Source organism: Neobacillus pocheonensis (assembly GCF_050477905.1).
GTDB classification, from domain to species: domain Bacteria; phylum Bacillota; class Bacilli; order Bacillales; family Cytobacillaceae; genus Neobacillus; species Neobacillus pocheonensis_A.
The window spans coordinates 1-19095 of sequence record NZ_JBCNAD010000043.1; the positions used below are offsets into that span (position 1 = coordinate 1).

A 19095-nucleotide genomic window follows, 5' to 3' on the forward strand; every position below is an offset into this window, starting at 1 on the left:
AACTTTATGGGGTCAGATCACGAAGGGCGTTTCTCTCAATGCAGTGTTCTCCTATAACCTGTCCTCTCTCGCTTTTAAGAAGGCTACATTTCCTTTTTCTATTTCATTTAAAGAGCCATCGTAGGAAGGGTCTTGATGATACCATGATTTACTTGAAAAAAATTCTTGCAAATCCTGCGATTTAAAGACATATCCATGACGTGCGTAAATCTCATTTCTGGCTAAACGCAGCTGCTGTTTTGTAAGATTCGCAATATCTTCTTCACCCAACACCTGTTTATCACTTGCAGACAAAATATAATCGGGAGAGGAAAGATTTTCACCTTTTTCTTCTGTTGACTGCTGATTATGACTAATTTGATCTTTATTTTCTACGGTAATATCTTTTGATTGATCCATCGTTTTTGAGGCGGCTAAATTTGATTTAGGTTCAGGTTTATGGAAACCTGTAACCATTACGGAAGTAACACTTACGATCAGCAGCAAGCCAGTAATCGATCCTATTCCAACTAATAGCCTCTTTTTTTTCAAACGATTTTTCTTTATTTCCATGCGGGATTTTAGCATTGAGGATATGTTCTCATTATATGTTGCAACTCTCGTACCGCAGTTTATACAGAATTTATTAGATTCATATAATTTTCTACCACAATTTGTGCACAAATCCATTTAGACAATCCCCTTTATTCTAAACTTGCAATCATACATAATTATAGAACAAAAAGAGGCTATTATTATTTCAAACATATTATTCTGAAGTGACAGCAGCATTTCAAATCCCATCATTACGAAAACCCAATTTTTTGTCTTTTCCATCATTTTCGTTTTTGACCTACTAATTATTTCAAAGAGAATATTACTCCTGCCGAATTAAAGTAATGCACACCAAAATGGGATATGATATTCTTGTAATTATTACATTCTCAGATGAATTTAGAGGAATAAAATGACAAAAGCCAATTGGAACGTTAACCCTGCCAATAGTAATGTTAATTTTTCAGTAAACAAAATGATAGTTTCTACGGTTTACGGAGCATTTCGAAATTTTAATGCTTCAATTGAGGCAGATCTAGTTGATTTAACTACAGCAAATATTCATTTCAATATAGATGTTTCTAGTATTAAAACTCATAATACTATTCTAGATGCTATCCTTAGAACGAATTTATTTGATTATGAGCAATTTCCAACAATCACATTTAAATCAAAAAATATTGTGAAAAGGGATACAGATCAGTATGATATTTGCGGTTTATTAACTGTTCGAGGACTTTCACGTTTTGAAACATTCAATATTTCTATTAATAGACCTGGAAAGCATTCTTATGAAAATGAAAAAATTATATTTAGTAGTAAAGGCCAAATATATAGAAACGATTATGGTCTATCTTTAACTTCAACTATAAATCCATTTGGTTTTATCATCGGAGATAAAATTTCCATTTCAATCCAAATTGAAGCATTGAAAGAATAAAGAATACAAAATCTTCTTCATTCGTTATTACTTGTTCTTATTCCATTATTCTGCCCCTTTAGTTTCTTTGGGGCATAAAAGGATCCACCCACATTTGACTTCAGCTGACTGTGAATCGGACCTCATATGCCCTTCCCAGGACGTTCTCCGCCGCCCTCCAAATGAGCATGGAATATCGTTCCTCCAGCCAATCCCTCTGGTAGGAATCCCCACTTGAAATGATTAAGACGTCTCCATCAATTTCTCCTTTAGTCTGTTTAAACCATGATTCGAAGGAAGTGGCTGAAATCTTAGTGGATATGAAATGCAGGATTTGTTCCCAGGGCGATGTGTTTTGAAGGACGGTCGCTTCCTGCGGGTTGTCATTTTCGGTTTCTTTCATTTTCATTTCGGATGGACCATCCGAGACATAGGTTTGCTGGAGCAGGGTGAATTCGTCCTTTGTAAGGACGGAATAGCTGAACAGGACAATCGCATCTTGAAAACGGCCATTCTCTAAGGCTTTTCTAATCCTTTCTTCGTCAATTCTTTTATACGTTCCTTTGCTGAATTTTTCGTTCATCATAGTTAAACCCTTTCTCCAGTTTATTAGCAGAAAACCATACTGTAAAAAGGCACTTTTTCCGTTTCTGGAATAGTCATTGGCTTTTTACATTTATGTATTGGTAATCATCATCCAAGCAATATTCGATGGATAATTAATTATATTGTGTTTATCCAGAATTGGTATCGGCTTTTATTCATCTGCCAGCATTTTTTCGCCTCTAATTAGACTTTCAATTGTACATGAATTAAAAAGTGAAGTTGTATTGTGATAAGGTGGGCGATGCGAGTATTCGGGGGAGTGGTAAGGGTGGACAAATCGTCAATTAGGAGAAACACCACTTCTACGGTGTTTCTTCCTAATTTATCTAATATTAAAACTTAACAGCGCCCTATCTTAAAATGTCTTCAATTCGAGCGAGGGTTTCAACGTTTAACTTTACGCCCGATGCCTTTACATTTTCTTCTAGTTGTTCGGGACGACTTGCCCCTACAAGAGCACTGGATACATTTTGTTGTCGTAAAATCCACGCTAATGCCAGGGTGACAAGTGACATGTCATTGTCTTTGGCGACCTCTTTTAATAGTTCCACTTTATCGAGATTCTCCTCAGTGAGTAATCCAAAAAGGTTACTGTATTTTTCCTGTGATGCACGGCTTCCTTCAGGAACCTGAGCACCCTTCTGATATTTACCAGTTAAAATACCTTGGGCAAGAGGAGACCAAACGACTTGGCCAATGCCATGTTTTTCACTTACTGGGATAACGTCCTTTTCAATATACCGCTCTAGCATGCTGTATTGCGGCTGATTCACGACAATTCGGTCAAGGAGCTTTTTGTCTGCAAGATGAACCGCTTCTGTAATTTGTTCAGCTGTCCATTCACTAACCCCGACATATAATACCTTCCCTTGGCGAACAAGGTCATCCAAGGCCCGCAATGTTTCATCCAGCGGGGTTTCCTGGTCAAAACGATGACAATAATAAATGTCCACATAATCGGTGTTCAGACGTTTTAGGCTCGCATGACATTGTTCCATGACGTGTTTTCGGGATAAGCCTCGATCGTTTGGCCCATCACCCATTGGCCAGAATACCTTTGTGGCTAAAACGTAGGAATCACGTACGTACTTCTTTAGTGCTTTTCCGACTACAATTTCTGCCTCTCCGCGCATATAAACATTGGCAGTGTCAAAAAAGTTTATCCCAAGATCATAGGCCTTATCGATAGAAGCCGAAGCATTTTGTTCCTCTACATACCCACCATATGTAAGCCAGCTGCCTAAACTTATTTCACTCACTTTTAGTCCTGTTTTTCCTAAACGACGGTATTCCATGTTTATCCCTCCCAAAAAATTTCGTGACACAAAATAAAAATACTATATAATTTGGCTCCATGTCCAATATTAGGTAAAATTATTAAACACACTGGGACGGTTCTCATGGTTCGAAAAAGCCGTGAGAACCGTCCCCATGGTCTTAGTTTCCATTCAATTTCGTGCTAATCGATAATCGGTAGGGCTGAACTGCCTATACTTTTTGAACATACGGCTAAAATAATTGGCATCCTGGAATCCTGTTCTGGCAGCGATCTCACTGATTGGTAAATCAGTCATTTCTAAATACGGCAAAGACTTGTCAATTCTCAAGCGATTCAAATAGTCAATCAAGCTTAACCCTACTTCTTTTTTAAACAAATGACTAAAATGATACCGACTTAAGCAGCAATACTGTGCTATTTCATTCAGAGTAATATTTCTCTGATGGTTTTCCTTAATATAATCTATCGCTTGTTGAATTAAAGGAGTTACTTCCATTTGATTCGTGTTTACGGATTGCTCTGTAAGCCAAACCGCATATTCACAAACCTGATTAACAAATTTATCGTAACGAATGATATGGTACAAGTTTTGAATAAAATTTGTATTGGTTGTGAGGATGGTTGTTGCATTGGCCCCTGATTCCATTACCCTTTTAGACATTAATAAAACGATGGACACTACTTCAGTTTTGAAAATATCCTCATTAAAATGACAAGCCTCCGCTATCTTTTCCATGAGGTGTTTCAAACGATTAATGCTCCCCTCTACATCCCCAATTTTAACAAGTGCCAGCAGCTCTGCCTTTTCTTCACTAAACGGATTGATGAACGACGCCTCTTGATTCCGTTCCATTTCGCAATGAAAGATTAATTGATTTCCTTGAAAAAAACGCCCCGACATTGACTTCCTTGCTTCAATAAAGGATTGGTAAAGGAGGTATGGATTTTCAAAATATTTTCCAATTCCGATTGATACAGAAAGGTCACTCGAATGAATCGAAAGTTGAATTTCTTTTGCCATATGAAGCATTTTGCTATTAATCTCATCTTCTGAGTCCTTTTCATCCAACTCCAAGAGTAGAGCAAGAACCCCTTCTTCAATCCAATTCCAGAGAAATGGAATACTGACTGTTTCTGCAATTTTTCCCACTAGCAGTTGCCCGATCTTTTTTCTCCACTCTAAAGAATTCCCGTTTGCTATATCTGGATAACGATCGATTGAAATAACCATCACTAAATGGGGTTGAATAAATATCCCGAACCTTTGTTGTACCTCTTCAAATGTCCCTTCATGAACAAGCGTTCCAGAGAGCAGAAGATGTGAAAAAGCAGCGCTGTTTGAATCTTGCTTCATTATCATTCCCCTCGCTCATCCTATCTTCTAATTTAAAGAAAAAGAAGCCGCCTTTCTCTGAAGATAAAGTGGCTTCCTTCTTAAATGTTTACTATTCTAATTCTCCAATCAACTTTTCGACAAGTGTAACGATTTCTCCTTCTTGGATATGGTGGAAAATTATTTCAATATCAGGATGAAAAAATCTATCCTCTTGTACGGTTGGTACTGTCTCTCGAATAAACTGATGAACTTTTCCTGTGACGATGGATGTACTCAAAGTTTCATAGAAATCTAAGGCCTGCGCTCCCAGCATCAGTTCAATCGCTATAATATATTGAAGTTTCCTAGAGACTTGATAGGCCTTCTTAGCAGCAAAATAGGCGAAACTCACCACATCCTCTTGATTCGCACAAGTAGACACATTATCAATGGTAGCTGGATGAGAAAGAACTCTGATTTCATTTAATAAACCGGCAGCTGTATATTGGGGAATCATATATCCATTATTTAAACCAGGATTAGCTACTAAAAAGTTTGGCAGTTCACTTACATGATAATTCACTAATCGATCAATCCGGCGTTCCGTTATCTTCGCTAAGTTAGCCATCGCGATACACATGGCATCTGCATCCATTCCTATGGCCGAGCTATCGAAGTTTCCTCCCATCAGGGCCATCCCATCCTCCCCTTCAGGCCAGATGATGGGATTATCACTTACGGACTTCATTTCATTCAGGAGGTTTTCCAGCGTATTTTTCATTACCTTTTTTACGGCACCATGGACCTGCGGAATACAGCGCAGACTAAGAGCATCCTGCAATCGGTAATCTTTGTACTGTTCGGCAATTTGACTTCCATGAAGAATTCTGAATAAATTCCGGGCTGTTTTACTCTGTTCCTCGTGCTTTTTTACCGAATGAAGGCGAGGATCAAAAGCCTTAATCGTTCCTTTTAACGACTCGAACGACATGGCTCCCGAAATATCAGCCGTTTTGACAGCTTGTATCGCATTATAAAAGGCGAGCGTGGCAAACGCTGTAACGGAAGTAGTACCGTTTAGAAGAGCCAGTCCTTCTTTACAACCTAAAGTAACGGGCTTTAATCCGGCCTTCTCTAAAGCTCCGCACCCTGAAAGGAGTTCGCCTTTATACCAGGCTTTACCTTCACCGATTAAAACTAAAGCAATGTGTGCCTCAGGAGAAAGATAGGCCACTGAACCATCACCGGGTACAACCGGCAAAATATCTTGATTCAATAATCCGGCCATAAGCTCTAAAACTTCTAAACTGACACCAGAAAATCCATGCCCTAAATGGTTTAGGATCATGAGCTGAATCGCTCTAACTACTTCTTTTTCTAGAGGCTCCCCAACTGAAACAGCATGGGATCGAACAATATTCCTTTGCAGGATTTCCGCATCGTTCTTCGAAATTACTTTTGTAACATTACTGCCAAACCCAGTTGTCACTCCATAAATCGCGCGCTCTTCCTGTAAAAACTTTTCGATTAACCCGCGTGATGTTTTCACCCTGCTTCGGTATGTTTCTGTAAAGGAAACTTTTGCTGAATACCTTGCAACAGCGACTACCTCATCAATCGAAAGCTCATAATCTCCAAGAATAACTTCTTTAATATCTCTTGGGTGTAAGCATTCGTTCTTGATCATCTAACACACCTCTTTATCTATAAAAATAAAGCTTATGATAAGTTTCTTTTTCCTGAAAGCGAAGAATCAATGGTTGAAGAGGTCCCCGTTTCAAGGTCTGGCTTATTGACATCGCTCATCGACAGATACTTTGTTTCTGGTGCCCATGCGATCGAGACAATCGTTCCAATCAATAGAACCACACTCATCGCAATCATCGATGGGCCCATTCCCCATGAACTAACGCTAACGGGCAGCAGAAAGGTTCCAATGGCTGAACCAATTCGGCTGACAGCAGTAGTGACACCTACACCTGTTCCGCGAATTTCTGTTGGAAAAAGTTCGGCAGGATAAATTAACGTTAGATTGGAAGCAGCAGACATCACAAATGTGAAGGTTGCAAAGATAATGATCGCAATCGTATGCGAATCTTTAGGCAATACACTTAAAAGAAATAAAGAAACGGTCAGAATGATAAACGTATAAATGGTGAAACCTCTCCGCGTAAGCTTTTCCGTGCACCACACCCCAACGATGGCTCCAGCTAAAAGGAAAAGATTAAGCTGCATGTCAATACTAAACGTTTCTTCAAATCCCATTTTACTTAAGATCGTAGGAAGAAAAGTATAAATGGCAAAATACGGGACCACCTGACATACATAAAATAATGATCCAAATGTGGTCCGCTTCCAAAGATGTTTACTGAAAAGATCGACCATCCGGAATGCCTTTTCAGAATTAGATTTAATCGTTTCATCCATAATCGCATTTGGACCAATATGTTTTCTTACAATGGCACGGGCCTCTTCCACACGTCCCATTTTAATCAACCAAAGTGGTGACTCTGGAGTGCCGATACGTAATATTAATAAAATAAAAGCGGGAATAGCAGCACTCATCAGCATCCATCGCCAAGATTCCGGGCCTGCTTTTTGTAAATAAAAACCGACAATATTCGAAACGACATAACCGACTGTCCAGAGGACATTTAAAGAAGAAAGTAATAATCCTCGATACTTTCTAGGGGCAAACTCAGCGAGTAAAGTCGATCCCACCGCGTAGTCTCCTCCTAAGGCAATTCCTATCAATAAGCGTAAAATGAAGAGTGTCCATGGATCATGAACAAAGAACTGTAACGCAGAGGCAATCCCGATAATCAGAAAATTAGCTAAGTAGATTTTTTGTCTGCCAATCCGATCGGATAACCCTCCCAGTAACAGGCTCCCGAAAAAGAGGCCAATTAAAGCGGAGCTTCCGATTAATCCTTCCCATATGGCACCTAGTTTCATTTGTGGTCCTAATAAAGAAAGCGCCATTCCAATAATCCCTAAAGCATAACCATCCGAAAAATTAGAACCGAACGTAAGGGCGGTAATTCGAAGATGAAATTTATTAAGTGGGGCATCATCGATATAATATTTTTGATTGTTCATATAAGACTCCCTTTCTATTTTTTGATTTTTCAGATTTATTATGTTAAAAAAATAACCCCTTTTCACTCCCTTTCATTACTTTTGTTTGCGTTTACACATTAATTTACTAAATTATAATATGTTAAAGGAAAGAAGGCTCTAGAGGATAATTCGAAATATTAGCACAATATTGCTATATTAGTGTGATAATCTGCTAAAAAAAAGAGGGAAACCACACGTAAGTTTTCCCTCTTTATCAGCCGCACATTTCTATTATTCTATTTATTTCTACATTCATTTGAAAAACGATGAAGTGAAAACATAGAAATATCATAGGATGTTCTACTTTCCGTAACGAGATCACAAATAATTTTTCCTATGACACTTGCAAATTTAAAACCATGTCCGGAAAAACCAGCAGCTAACATGACATTTGAATATGACGGGTGCCGGTCAATTATAAAATGCTCATCAGGAGTAAGGGTATAAAGACATGTTTTGCCTTTAATCAAGCGTCCATTGGCTTTTGGCAGGTACTTTTGAATAAAATTTCGTGCCTCACGCTCATCTGATGAAGCCGAACCATATTCCCTGTTGAAACAATCCGGGTCTACCCTTTCACCTCCATCATGTCTTCCAATCTTTAACCCGCTTCCATTCATACTTGGAAAACCATAATAATGTTCATTTCCTGCATCAATAGAGAAAGCCGGAAAACAGTTGGAATCATAAAGATGCTCATCACATTCAAACCACGAGACAGTCTTACGTGTCGGCATAAGTGGAAGGTCTACTCCTGTTCCCTCAAGGATTTTCCCTGTCCATGCCCCGGAACATACAACCACATACTCCGCCGCATATTGTTCATTTTCTGTATGTACAATGGCACCTTCAGCAAACTTTTCTATTTTCTCCACTTTTGTATAAGGCATTATGGTCATCCCATTCGCTATACCAAGCCGGCGATACGCACGAATACATTCTTCACTATATAGGACCCCTGAGTTTTTTTCTAAACATCCAACTAATCCTTCTGGTAAAGAGATGCCTGACCAGCGAGCATTGATTTCTTCACTTGATAGGATTTCAAGTGGTAAAGAAAATTCTTTGGCACTTTTGATGACTTCTTCGATAAATGAGGAACCCTCTGCACCTACACACAAAACTCCCGTAGGAGAAAACAATTTCGTTCCTGATTCTTGTTCTAATTCACTCCATAATTCCTGAGCTCTGAGTGCAAGAGGAACATAATTCCTTCCTTCTCCATAGGCATGACGAATAATTCTAGTATCCCCATGATGACTACCTAAGCTATGAGGGGGATCATGTGAATCTAGTAATAAAGTTCTTTTCCCAAGCGTTGATAAGTAATACCCTGCAGCCATGCCCATTGACCCGGCGCCTACAATGACAACATCATAGTGCTCCTTCAATCTCATACACATCCTTCCAAATATGAAATTATAATATCAGAAATTTCTTTCTAATTGGCGAGTTTTCTTCTCATTTATTAGGAAATACATTCTAATTTAACATTTGATGGCTAGAATGCCAGTAGAAACGTTCCCATGGCCTTCCTAAATAAAATATCAGGTTGTTTTATAAACCCGTGAAATACCCTTCAGAGATTGACATTTGAAAAAAGACCATAAATTACAAATTCCGCCCATTCTCCCCTATTTTCCCTTTCAATTAAACGTTTGATTAGAATTGCCGCATTCCTTGAAGCATAAGTATCATTACCACCAAACGTATATAAAACTTGTTGAAATTTGTATGAAAATTAACCCCTATCCCAACATAGCAAGCTTTTCCCTGTAAAATGACAAATATAGACCATTTTTCGTATGTGATATACTATATAATCGTTTGATTAAATAGATAGAAAGCGCTGCTTTGAACGGATTTTAGTTAGCTTGGCACAAAAATATTTGTCAAGAAAATCCTTAGACATTTTTAGAAAAAAGAACAATATTCCCCAGAAAATGACTCCATTCTTTCAAACTAACAAAATTCTACCTTCTTTCCCCTCTTTCATCCTTACTCAAACGTTTAATTAGAATTCCCTTCAGCCCATTCCATTCCTGGTTTTATTCTATTGAATCTGTAAAAAGAACGTCGAAGCGCGTCTTTTTTTAAGGCTCCGTTAAACTAGTTTGTTGATTTCCGTTCCAGGCGCGAGCGGTTCGCGGGCGTGCCGAGGAGCCTCCTCGTCGCTTCGCTCCTGCGGGGTCTCCCCAGCCCCGTACTCCCGCAGGAGTCTTCGCGCCTTCCACTCCAATCAACGAGCTTCATTAATCAACAATGTTCTTTAACATAGCTTTTTTAAAAAGGTGACGGAACTAGAATCGACCCTATCTCAACTCAATACTGTTTTGCATAGTTTCCAATTCACCTCGCGGAAATTCCCTTCATTCATTCTTTTATCCAACACTCTTCTACTTCTATTGAATATATTAATATGAGGTACTTTAAAAGGAGGGCTAGTTATGACATCGATAGTACCGGAAAAATATTTGGAGACGCTATCAGGAAAAGCAGCACATTTATTTTCGTTTAGTGATGGTAATCGTTATGCAGTTAAATGTAAAAATAATTTCCACGGAACAAGGGAGCTCGTAAACGAATTCGTAGTTGCTAGATTAGGACAACTTCTGTCTTTGCCTGTTGTGCCATTTGAAATTGTAAATATGTCCGAGGAGCAAATTCAGCAAATACCAAAAACATTTTCTTCTCGTTACAAACCAGGCAGCCAGTTTGCTAGCCTTTTTATAAATAATTGCACTGGGCTTGCGAAAAAACCTCCTCACCCGGCTATAAAGGAAGTGAAAAATCCCCATGATTTGGCCGGAATTCTCGTATTCGATTATTGGGTGTATGGCGCTGACCGCACTAAAAGCAATATTCTTTTAGAACGACTGCCGGATGGACAATATGGGATTCATATGATTGATCACGGAAAATGTTTTCCAGGAGGATACAAATGGAATGCAGAAACTCTTCAAAAGACCAAAAAGTTTAAAAAGGATTCAGTCGTTCATATTTGGACAGCAGGCATGCTAGAAGATTTAAAAATCATATCCTCTTATATTGAACAAATCGTGTCATTGCCAGAAGCGTCAATCGAAGAAGTGATTCGGGATATTCCTATGGATTGGGATGTTTCACGTAAAGACAAAGAAGCACTTTTTACCTATCTGATAGAACGGAAAAAAACACTGGCTGATTCAGTGTATACATTTTTAAAAAAATATATGAACTAAAGACCCAACCTGTCCTTGAGGGACGGTTCTCATGGTTTATGCAAGCCACCAGAACCCTCCCCTTGGTCTTGTCTATAAAAACCAAAAAGGCACAACTAGCTATTATTCACTAGTTGTGCCTTTCCAATATGGCCGCTTATGCAGCTTGTTTTTCAGTGTGTTCTATGACTTTATGACCTTCCCATTTTGTGATAACAATCGCAGCTAGTGAGTTACCAACAATGTTTACACATGTACGGGCCATGTCCAGCAGCCTGTCTACGCCTAAAATAAACGCCAAGCCCTCGACTGGAACACCGACACTTCCTAAGGTGGAAAGCAGGACGACAATGGAAACACCAGGGACACCTGCAATCCCTTTTGAGGTGACCATTAAAATCAAGACTAATGTAATCTGATGTCCAATGCTCATATGAATGCCATACATTTGAGCGATGAACAGTGCGGCAATTGCCTGATACAAGGTGGAACCATCGAGATTAAAGGAATAGCCAGTCGGAATTACGAATGAAGTAATCCCTTTCGGACAGCCGATTCGCTCCATTTTTTCCATAATTTTTGGAAGGACGGTTTCCGAGCTTGCAGTGGAATACCCTAAAATTAATTCGTCTTTCAGGTAAGCTAATAGTTTAAAAATATTATAGCCAGCTATTTTTGCAACAATGCCAAGGACCACAACAATAAAGAATATCATGGCGCCATAAACGGTAATAACCAATTTTCCGAGCGGTATTAATGATTCCAGTCCAAATTTCGAAACCGTAACCCCGATTAAGGCAAACACCCCAAATGGAGCTATCTTCATAATTTGATTGGTTACAAAGAACATGGCATCAGCCGTGCCCCTAAAAAACGTGATAATCGGCTTTCCTTTGTCACCGATTGCCGCAACACCAATTCCAAACATGACGGAGAAGAAAATAATGGCCAACATGTCTCCATTAGCGAACGCCTGAACCACATTGGTCGGTACGATATTTACAAAAGTATCAATATGAGAGTGTGACTCTGTTGCTTTTTCCGTTGTTACATAGGAACTGATATCTGATTTAACAAGTTGTGAACGATCCACGCCTGTACCCGGGTGGAAAACATTGGCGATTAGCAACCCAACAACTATGGCGACCGTTGTAATAATTTCAAAATAAAGCAGCGTTTTACCGCCGAGCTTCCCTAACGATTTCATATCGCCCGTACCGGCCACACCGACAACAAGGCATGAAATAACTATAGGTACGACAATCATTTTTATTAATCGTAAGAAGATGGTTCCAATTGGCTGTAAAAATTGCTCTATATGCGGATTGCCGTAAAAAATGGCCCCCACAATAATCCCCAGAATTAAACCAATAAAAATTTGCCAGGCTAAACTAATTTTTTTCATTCGCTTCTCTCCCATCGATAAAGTTTTTTGATAGTATTATAGTAGAATATAGTTTGTAAACGTTCCCAACATTTTTATCATACTTGCAGTACTACGATAAACTACAAAAAACTACAAAATGGATTAAAAATATTTTTACAATTAGCAATATTTCTTCTACGATAGAAGGGGAGTGATGGTATTCGCGATAAATTATTAGCGTATTTATTTATGATGATTGCTGTGCCTATTACAGGAGAATTAAAGTTTTACCCCATAAGCGGTGCTGATTTAAGATTCAGCATGAGTACAACGGTATTCTTCTTCATTTTGTTATGGTCGCGAAAAATCCATCCCGTTTTAGCCGGCCTTTTAACGGGAAGTGCAGTGGTTTGTTTTCGGGTTATTCTGGACAAGGTACAGGTTGGCTCATTCGATTTCCCTGACCATTTTCCCGTGTTTTTTTATTACACGGTCTTCGGCCTATTTTTCCATGTCTTCAAGGTAAAGAAATTGTATCATCGGCCGCTTCTCATTGGTCTGGTTGGCATGGTGCTCGAAATCATGGGGAATGTTACCGAAATGACCATTCGCCATTTTACAACCGATATGAAAATGACCACCTCGGGCTTCTTGATTATTATCGGGGTAGCCATCATCCGCAGCTTCTTTGTCCTCGGTTTTTTCAATACCATCTTAGTGCGGGAAACTAGGTTAGCTGAAGAGCAGCAAAAAAAGCGGACTGAAGAGGTTTTACTATTAGTCTCAAATTTGAATGTGGAAATGTTTCAATTGGAAAAATCAGCGAAAGATGCGGAGAAGTTAACCAGCGCCTGCTATGCAATTTACCGTGATTTAAAAGCTCTAAACAATCAGGATCAAGCACAAGCGATGCTAAAAATCGCCGGGGAATTACACGAGATTAAAAAAGATAATCAACGTATTTATGCCGGTTTGTCCAAATTAATGGCCAAAGAAAACTTAGATGATTTTATGAACATTGAGGAAATCATTTCTGTGGCAACCATCTCGAATAAAAATTATAGTGAGTTGCTCGGAAAAACGATAGATTTCCAGGTAAGAATTTCTGGTGAACATCCGGAGTACCTCACTTTTATCCTCCTTTCCCTAATCAATAATCTTATCGCCAATGCTGTGGAAGCCATCCATCAGGAGGGGCAGATTGTGGTAACGGCTGAAAAGGTTCAAGACCTAGTCAAAATAACGATAAAGGATAATGGAAAAGGAATTTCTAAAAAAAACAAAGTGTATATTTTTGAACCAGGCTTTACGACGAAATTTGACCAAGCCGGGATCGCTTCTAATGGAATTGGTTTATCCTACACAAAAAGTGTCATTGAAAATCTCGATGGCGAAATCAACCTGATTGAGTCTTCAAAAGAAGAAGGAACAACCTTTGAAGTTCAGCTTCCGGTCGTAAATGTAATGAAAAAGGGGTGATTTACGGTGAAATTTTTTATTGTCGATGATACTCCCACTATCAGAGGGATGATATCCAATATTATTGAAGAAGAGGGATTGGGTTCAGTGGTGGGAGAGGCAGCAGACGGGTCTGAAGTAAATGTCGATACCCTCGATGTTCTGGAAGTTGATATTCTAATGATTGACCTGCTCATGCCCATCAGGGACGGGATTGAGACAGTCAGAGAAATTGCTCCCTCCTTTCCGGGAAAAATCATCATGATTTCCCAAGTCGAAACGAAGGATATGATTAGCGAAGCGTATTCCCTAGGTGTCGAGCATTATATCACAAAGCCGATTAACCGGCTTGAGATGGTAAGTGTCATTAAGAAAGTAAGTGACTATCTGTTATTGGAAAAATCACTTCATAACATTCAAAAGTCTTTAAGCTTCTTAACAACAAACAATACAAAAAATCGGTCGTTCGAGAACACTCTCCAAAGTAAACAACCCTTGTTCCCGTCTTCTGCTAAAAGCATCTTGCTTGAACTTGGGATTGTTGGCAAAAACGGTGAAAAGGATTTGTTGGATCTTCTAGAAATTTTACATCAATGGGACATAGAGGGAAATCGGGACCTCCCGCCTTTGAAGGATCTGTATGAACAGGCGGCCCAAAAACGACTTGGTTCGTCCGTTTCTCCAGAGGAATTAAGAAAAGAGGCCAAGGCTGTGGAACAACGGATCCGCCGCATCCTCCAACAAGTGCTCGAGCATCTTGCTTCACTGGGATTAACCGATTATGCCAACCCAACATTCGAATACTACTCATCCAAACTGTTCGACTACACCCAAGTAAGAATGAAAATGCTCGAACTGGAAGGAAAAAATCACACCACAACTACCCGAATCGACATCAAAAAATTCCTCTATGCTTTACAAATGGAGACAAAAGGCAGACTATCACATAGGTAGATTGCTTTCGTGTTCCCTTGGTTTTTTCCATGGTTTTTGTTTTGTTTTTGTTAACTTTTAGTGAAGTTTGGTGAATTTTATAGAAAATCCAAATCAACAGATTTAGTATAAAAGCATTAAGATTTGTCCACCAGGCTTTTTAGGTGGGCTTTTTCATTTAAGTATTAATAAGAGGTGACCGACAATCAAGAAGAATAACAGAGTAAATATCGGTGATACAATAGTCTTTTGGAAAAAAGGGATTGAAATGATTGGTGAGGTTAGTATTGTTCGAGATAACTCAGTTATTGCGACGATTGATCCTGATATTAGTGAAAAAGCTGGGATTGAAAATGCTTGTACTGTTTTAAATCATAGGAGCTACCAAATCATCAAACGGAATCACAATTCCGACATAATAATTTAGGAAATACATACTCTCCCTTTATCCCAAAAAAGAAAACCTGCATTAAGAAAAATATCGGGCTTACTTGTGAGGTGCAAAACGGTAAATCACAAACCTAATCACATAGCAAATCACATAAACTTCACAGTATATTCACAGTCAAAAAGGCTTAGAGTTGCAAAAATCTCTATGCCTTTTTAAAAATTTCCTTTAAAACGTGAAAATGGGTAATTTTTCTTTGCTTAAGCGGAAAACCTCCGCTTATATCCCCAAAACCGGGCTGTATTCTGCAGTCTAACCGGAAAATCTCCGCTTATTTTAACTATTACTTGTTTCTCAATTAAGGGATATGACTTCTCATGTTTCAAAAAAACCAAGTGAACCTTATTTAGATACGTTGTCCGCCAAGTAATACATGCTTTCGAATGTAATGTGCAAATCTGAATATTAAACTTCATTTAAACTATACACTCAGTTTACTAACCATTAATATTCAGATGCTATGATTGGTTTATCAACGAATGAGGAGGCAATATAGATGAATGTGCGTGCAATATTTATTGATATGGATGGTACACTACTAAAAGCCTCAAATAACATTTCCCACCGAAATAAGGAAGCTATTTATAGCCTCATGAATCAGGGAGTCATGGTTTTTCTAGCCACGGGCAGACACTATGAAGTAACCGCTCCTTACCATAAAGAACTTGAATTACGAACACCCATGATCTGTTTAAATGGTGCTGCTATTCACGATGCAGAGACAGGAAGAGTATCGCAAATGAAAACCGTCCGATTGAACGAAGAACGATTTCACCATCTGACGGCTGAAAATCCTTGGAATGTTATAATCCATACAGCAAACGGGGTTTATTGTAAGGAAACAAGTGAAGAAATCGATTATTGGACAAAAGTTGGGCAAATTCCGCCACAGTATATTGGTGATTTAAGACAGTCAAATTATCAAGATGTGCTTAAATATAGTGTTCGAACAGGTACATCAAGTACGGAAATTTCCGCTTTGTTTAAAAAGGAAGCAGAAGTCATCGATTGGAATGACGGGTTTGAGTTGCTTGCTCCTAATGTTTCCAAATGGTCCGCTATAAAAAGCTTACTTACCGAATATCGAATTAGTCCAACTGAAGTGGTAGCCATTGGAGACGGACCTAATGATATAGATATGCTACATCATGCCGGTACTGGTGTGGCAATGGGAAACGCTAGCGAAAAGGTTAAAGCAGCCGCCGATTTTGTTACAGTACACCACGAAAATGATGGATTAGCTGAGTTTATAGAACGCTATCTTCTTAAATCATATGAGTCATATGCCATTTAGGGAATTATTGGAGGCTGTTTACGAGCGGCAACATATCCTATTATGAAGAACGCACTACTTACACTGAAACCTATAAATAATTAGAGAGATGAAATTAAAACTTCATCTCTCTTTCCATTTTCAAGCAGGCACCATTGGGACAGTTCGTATGGCTCAAAAAAGCCGTGATAACCGTCCCCTATGATCAAGCCTCCACGTTCCTAAATGTAACAGGCGTGTCTACTATTAGAAACACGCCTATTACACAGAAAACTTCTTTTCATTATATTTGGACCGTTTTATCAGCAAATCTTAATATGGATATTGGTAGTGGTGATGGTGGTGGTACGGGTAGTAGTGGTGTTGCTGATACGGAAAGTAGTGATGGTGATGGTACGGGTAGTAGTGATGGTACTGTGGATAGCCAAAACCAAGCCCTGGAGCTCCAAAGCCAAGTCCTGGTGCAAAACCAAATCCTGAACCTGGTCCACCTACACCAATCCTTGTATTTAGGGCATTATAATCTGGAATCATCTCATTCATCCTCCTCATTTAATTGTTCAGTAGAGTTTATGTGTTTTTGGGTAAAAGTTCTTGGGTATTTGTCTTGTCATCTAAGAATTTAAATAACATACTCTGATTAAATAATCATAAAATTACTTAAGCCCATATTATGCTGAATGGCTGCTGGCTAGTAATATCAAGTATGTAAAAGATTCTAAATCTGAATTGACAAGTCCTGAAATAAATTGGATTACATGAATATAGAAAAGTCATCTTAAACACAAAAAAGCCCCTAACAAGTAACGAGTTCTGTTTTCGAGTACAAAACATAAAAAATCATTAGAAAAAGGACATCAAATCGCAATGATTTGGTTGTCCTTTTTTTGTTGTTATTAAGGGATTTCTAATAAAATTATCAAACTTCTGGTATGCTAAATCGCACCTAAAAAAGTTGTGGTACAGAACTTTCTGTAACGGTAATTTTTAATAAGCCTTTATAGGCTCCATTTTATGATATGGCATTTGTGAAAAAATGCACTTAAACTCCCTCAGTTTAATACGAATATTTCCCGAATACTCGCTTATTCGCAGGATTTCATACAACTTGATAACTAGTACTGACTAAATGTAGGGTAGGACAGATCCGTTATAGGCACGTGAAGGCATAGTGAAATAAAGGAGTTTTATACAACTCCATAATTTACCATATGATGTACATTCTCCACGCTGCCAATGGTGTTAAAGCTTGCACTTTTTCAGGGTTATAGGATTCATTTCGACGAGCGATACCCACTAAAATTCTAGTCAATTTACCAATCAATTTCATAATTGATTTCATCTTCTTGATTTTTTTAACCTTAACATTATGAGAGTGAATTGCTTGAAATTCGGTGTTGTTCATCACAAGGCTCATTGTCACTAAGTAAAGGAATCGCCTTAGCCTTGACCTTCCACGTTTTGATAACACAATTTGTCCTTTCCACTTTCCTGAACTAGCTTCAGCGAGGTGTAATCCTGCATGTCGAAGTAGCGAATTACCATGAGAAAATCCACTAATATCTCCAGCTTCACCTAAAATGCCAGCTAAGGAAATTTCACTAATTCCTTTAATGGTAAGCAACTTTTTAGCATAAGGAATTTTATTCAATACAGCGGTAACTTGCTTTTCAACTCTTTCGAGTTGTTTTACTGCTAAATCATATTCTTCAAGTAACTGCTCCAAATGAAATTTATAAGCATCAAGTGCTTGTCTTGAACCGATGGAGTTCTTGGCTACCTGAAGAAGTAATTGGGCCTTTTTTATTCCAGGTTGCTTCTTCATCAGTGATTTCCAGCCCATAATAATCTCATGAGGCTGCTTGGTGGCCAATTCCATCGGAGTTGGAAATAGACGAAGGGTTGCGATTGCCCCTTTAGCAGTAATGTCTTTAAAGACTTGACGGAGTTCTGGAAAGACAATATCCACCCAGCGATTTAATTGATTGATAGAACTTACAAGTCGTTTAACCACTACATCACGGTTAGACATAAGAACCCTTAGTTTTTCAAATGATTCTGATGCGTATCTAACCTCAGAGTAGTAGCCGTTCTTCACCATATCAGCTATAACTAAGGCATCTTTTTTATCACTTTTTGACTGAGTATTATCACGGTTTTCTTTATTCCTTTTTACTAAATGAGGGTTCACAGTTACTACTTCAATATTTTGATCAAAGAGCCATTTTGAAAGATTGATCCAGTAGTGTCCAGTTGGTTCCATCCCAACAATTGTTTCATCTAGGTTGTTTAATCTTTGAAGATTTTTAATCCATTTTAGTAAACTAGTAAACCCTTCTTCATTATTTTTGAACGTAAATGGATCACCGACTACAATACCACGGAAATTTACGGCTCTGGCGACGTGAAATTGTTGAGCAATATCCACGCCAACAACAAGATGTTTAACGGAAATTCTTTCTATTAGTTGATTTTGTTTGTTCTGCATTTTAAACTTCATAGTAGGGTTCCTCCTAAAGTTATGAGTTAGAGTGGTGTCTATACTCATATCTTACTGAGGAGCCCTATTTTTTTCAAAGTCGAAAAATAACGATCTACAGAAATGCTAACGAAGCAGGTTAGCTGTGCGAAATGTTCCTCGTTT

16 protein-coding genes are annotated in these 19095 nt (G+C 38.5%); 6 read left to right on the forward strand and 10 right to left on the reverse strand.

The genetic code is table 11. The features are described from left to right. Window positions 1–51 precede the first annotated feature (51 nt). On the reverse strand, window positions 52–669 hold the full coding sequence (locus ABES02_RS22625) for a YARHG domain-containing protein (RefSeq protein WP_430139857.1): 618 nt from the start codon (window positions 667–669) through the stop codon (window positions 52–54). A gap of 277 nt (window positions 670–946) precedes the next feature. Here ABES02_RS22625 and ABES02_RS22630 point away from each other — a divergent pair, with 277 nt between their 5' ends. Further along, a complete protein-coding gene (locus tag ABES02_RS22630) occupies window positions 947–1474 on the forward strand; it encodes a YceI family protein (RefSeq protein WP_430139859.1) in 528 nt (175 codons plus the stop codon). Window positions 1475–1574: 100 nt separating this feature from the next. Here ABES02_RS22630 and ABES02_RS22635 read toward each other — a convergent pair whose 3' ends face one another. From ABES02_RS22635 to solA, 6 genes are all read right to left on the reverse strand, one after another. Continuing rightward, on the reverse strand, window positions 1575–2039 hold the full coding sequence (locus ABES02_RS22635) for a DnaA N-terminal domain-containing protein (RefSeq protein ID WP_430139860.1): 465 nt from the start codon (window positions 2037–2039) through the stop codon (window positions 1575–1577). Between the two features lie 370 nt (window positions 2040–2409). After that, window positions 2410–3354 carry an aldo/keto reductase family protein gene (locus ABES02_RS22640; RefSeq protein ID WP_430139862.1) on the reverse strand — a complete coding sequence of 315 codons (945 nt, stop codon included), beginning with the start codon at window positions 3352–3354 and terminating at the stop codon, window positions 2410–2412. Window positions 3355–3507: 153 nt separating this feature from the next. Continuing rightward, window positions 3508–4692, reverse strand: coding sequence for a helix-turn-helix domain-containing protein (locus ABES02_RS22645; RefSeq protein ID WP_430139864.1), 1185 nt, complete (start codon window positions 4690–4692; stop codon window positions 3508–3510). Between the two features lie 91 nt (window positions 4693–4783). Beyond that, window positions 4784–6340: a histidine ammonia-lyase gene (gene hutH, locus ABES02_RS22650; RefSeq protein WP_430139866.1), complete on the reverse strand. Its 1557-nt coding sequence runs from the start codon at window positions 6338–6340 to the stop codon at window positions 4784–4786. 32 nt (window positions 6341–6372) lie between these two features. Beyond that, window positions 6373–7752, reverse strand: a complete 1380-nt coding sequence (locus tag ABES02_RS22655; RefSeq protein WP_430139868.1) for an MFS transporter — start codon at window positions 7750–7752, stop codon at window positions 6373–6375. A gap of 257 nt (window positions 7753–8009) precedes the next feature. Then, window positions 8010–9170 carry an N-methyl-L-tryptophan oxidase gene (gene solA, locus ABES02_RS22660; RefSeq protein WP_430139870.1) on the reverse strand — a complete coding sequence of 387 codons (1161 nt, stop codon included), beginning with the start codon at window positions 9168–9170 and terminating at the stop codon, window positions 8010–8012. Window positions 9171–10220: 1050 nt separating this feature from the next. Between solA and ABES02_RS22665 the strand changes: the two genes are divergently transcribed. Continuing rightward, window positions 10221–10994 carry a HipA family kinase gene (locus ABES02_RS22665; RefSeq protein WP_430139872.1) on the forward strand — a complete coding sequence of 258 codons (774 nt, stop codon included), beginning with the start codon at window positions 10221–10223 and terminating at the stop codon, window positions 10992–10994. 136 nt (window positions 10995–11130) lie between these two features. On the opposite strand, the gene ABES02_RS22670 is transcribed toward ABES02_RS22665, so the two are convergent. Next, window positions 11131–12378, reverse strand: a complete 1248-nt coding sequence (locus ABES02_RS22670; protein WP_430139874.1) for a cation:dicarboxylate symporter family transporter — start codon at window positions 12376–12378, stop codon at window positions 11131–11133. A gap of 210 nt (window positions 12379–12588) precedes the next feature. Between ABES02_RS22670 and ABES02_RS22675 the strand changes: the two genes are divergently transcribed. From ABES02_RS22675 to ABES02_RS22690, 4 genes are all read left to right on the forward strand, one after another. Continuing rightward, window positions 12589–13818, forward strand: coding sequence for a sensor histidine kinase (locus ABES02_RS22675; protein WP_430139876.1), 1230 nt, complete (start codon window positions 12589–12591; stop codon window positions 13816–13818). 6 nt (window positions 13819–13824) lie between these two features. After that, window positions 13825–14751: a response regulator gene (locus ABES02_RS22680; protein WP_430139878.1), complete on the forward strand. Its 927-nt coding sequence runs from the start codon at window positions 13825–13827 to the stop codon at window positions 14749–14751. Between the two features lie 208 nt (window positions 14752–14959). Beyond that, on the forward strand, window positions 14960–15157 hold the full coding sequence (locus ABES02_RS22685; RefSeq protein ID WP_430139886.1) for a DUF2187 family protein: 198 nt from the start codon (window positions 14960–14962) through the stop codon (window positions 15155–15157). Between the two features lie 517 nt (window positions 15158–15674). Next, window positions 15675–16472, forward strand: coding sequence for an HAD family hydrolase (locus tag ABES02_RS22690; protein ID WP_430139880.1), 798 nt, complete (start codon window positions 15675–15677; stop codon window positions 16470–16472). 291 nt (window positions 16473–16763) lie between these two features. Here the strand turns inward: ABES02_RS22690 and ABES02_RS22695 are convergent, their stop codons facing one another. Both ABES02_RS22695 and ABES02_RS22700 read right to left on the reverse strand, forming a co-directional pair. Beyond that, complete coding sequence (locus ABES02_RS22695) at window positions 16764–16985, reverse strand: hypothetical protein (protein ID WP_430139882.1); 222 nt, start codon at window positions 16983–16985, stop codon at window positions 16764–16766. 670 nt (window positions 16986–17655) lie between these two features. Continuing rightward, window positions 17656–18951, reverse strand: coding sequence for an IS110 family transposase (locus ABES02_RS22700; protein WP_430139884.1), 1296 nt, complete (start codon window positions 18949–18951; stop codon window positions 17656–17658). Between the last annotated feature and the right edge of the window lie 144 nt (window positions 18952–19095).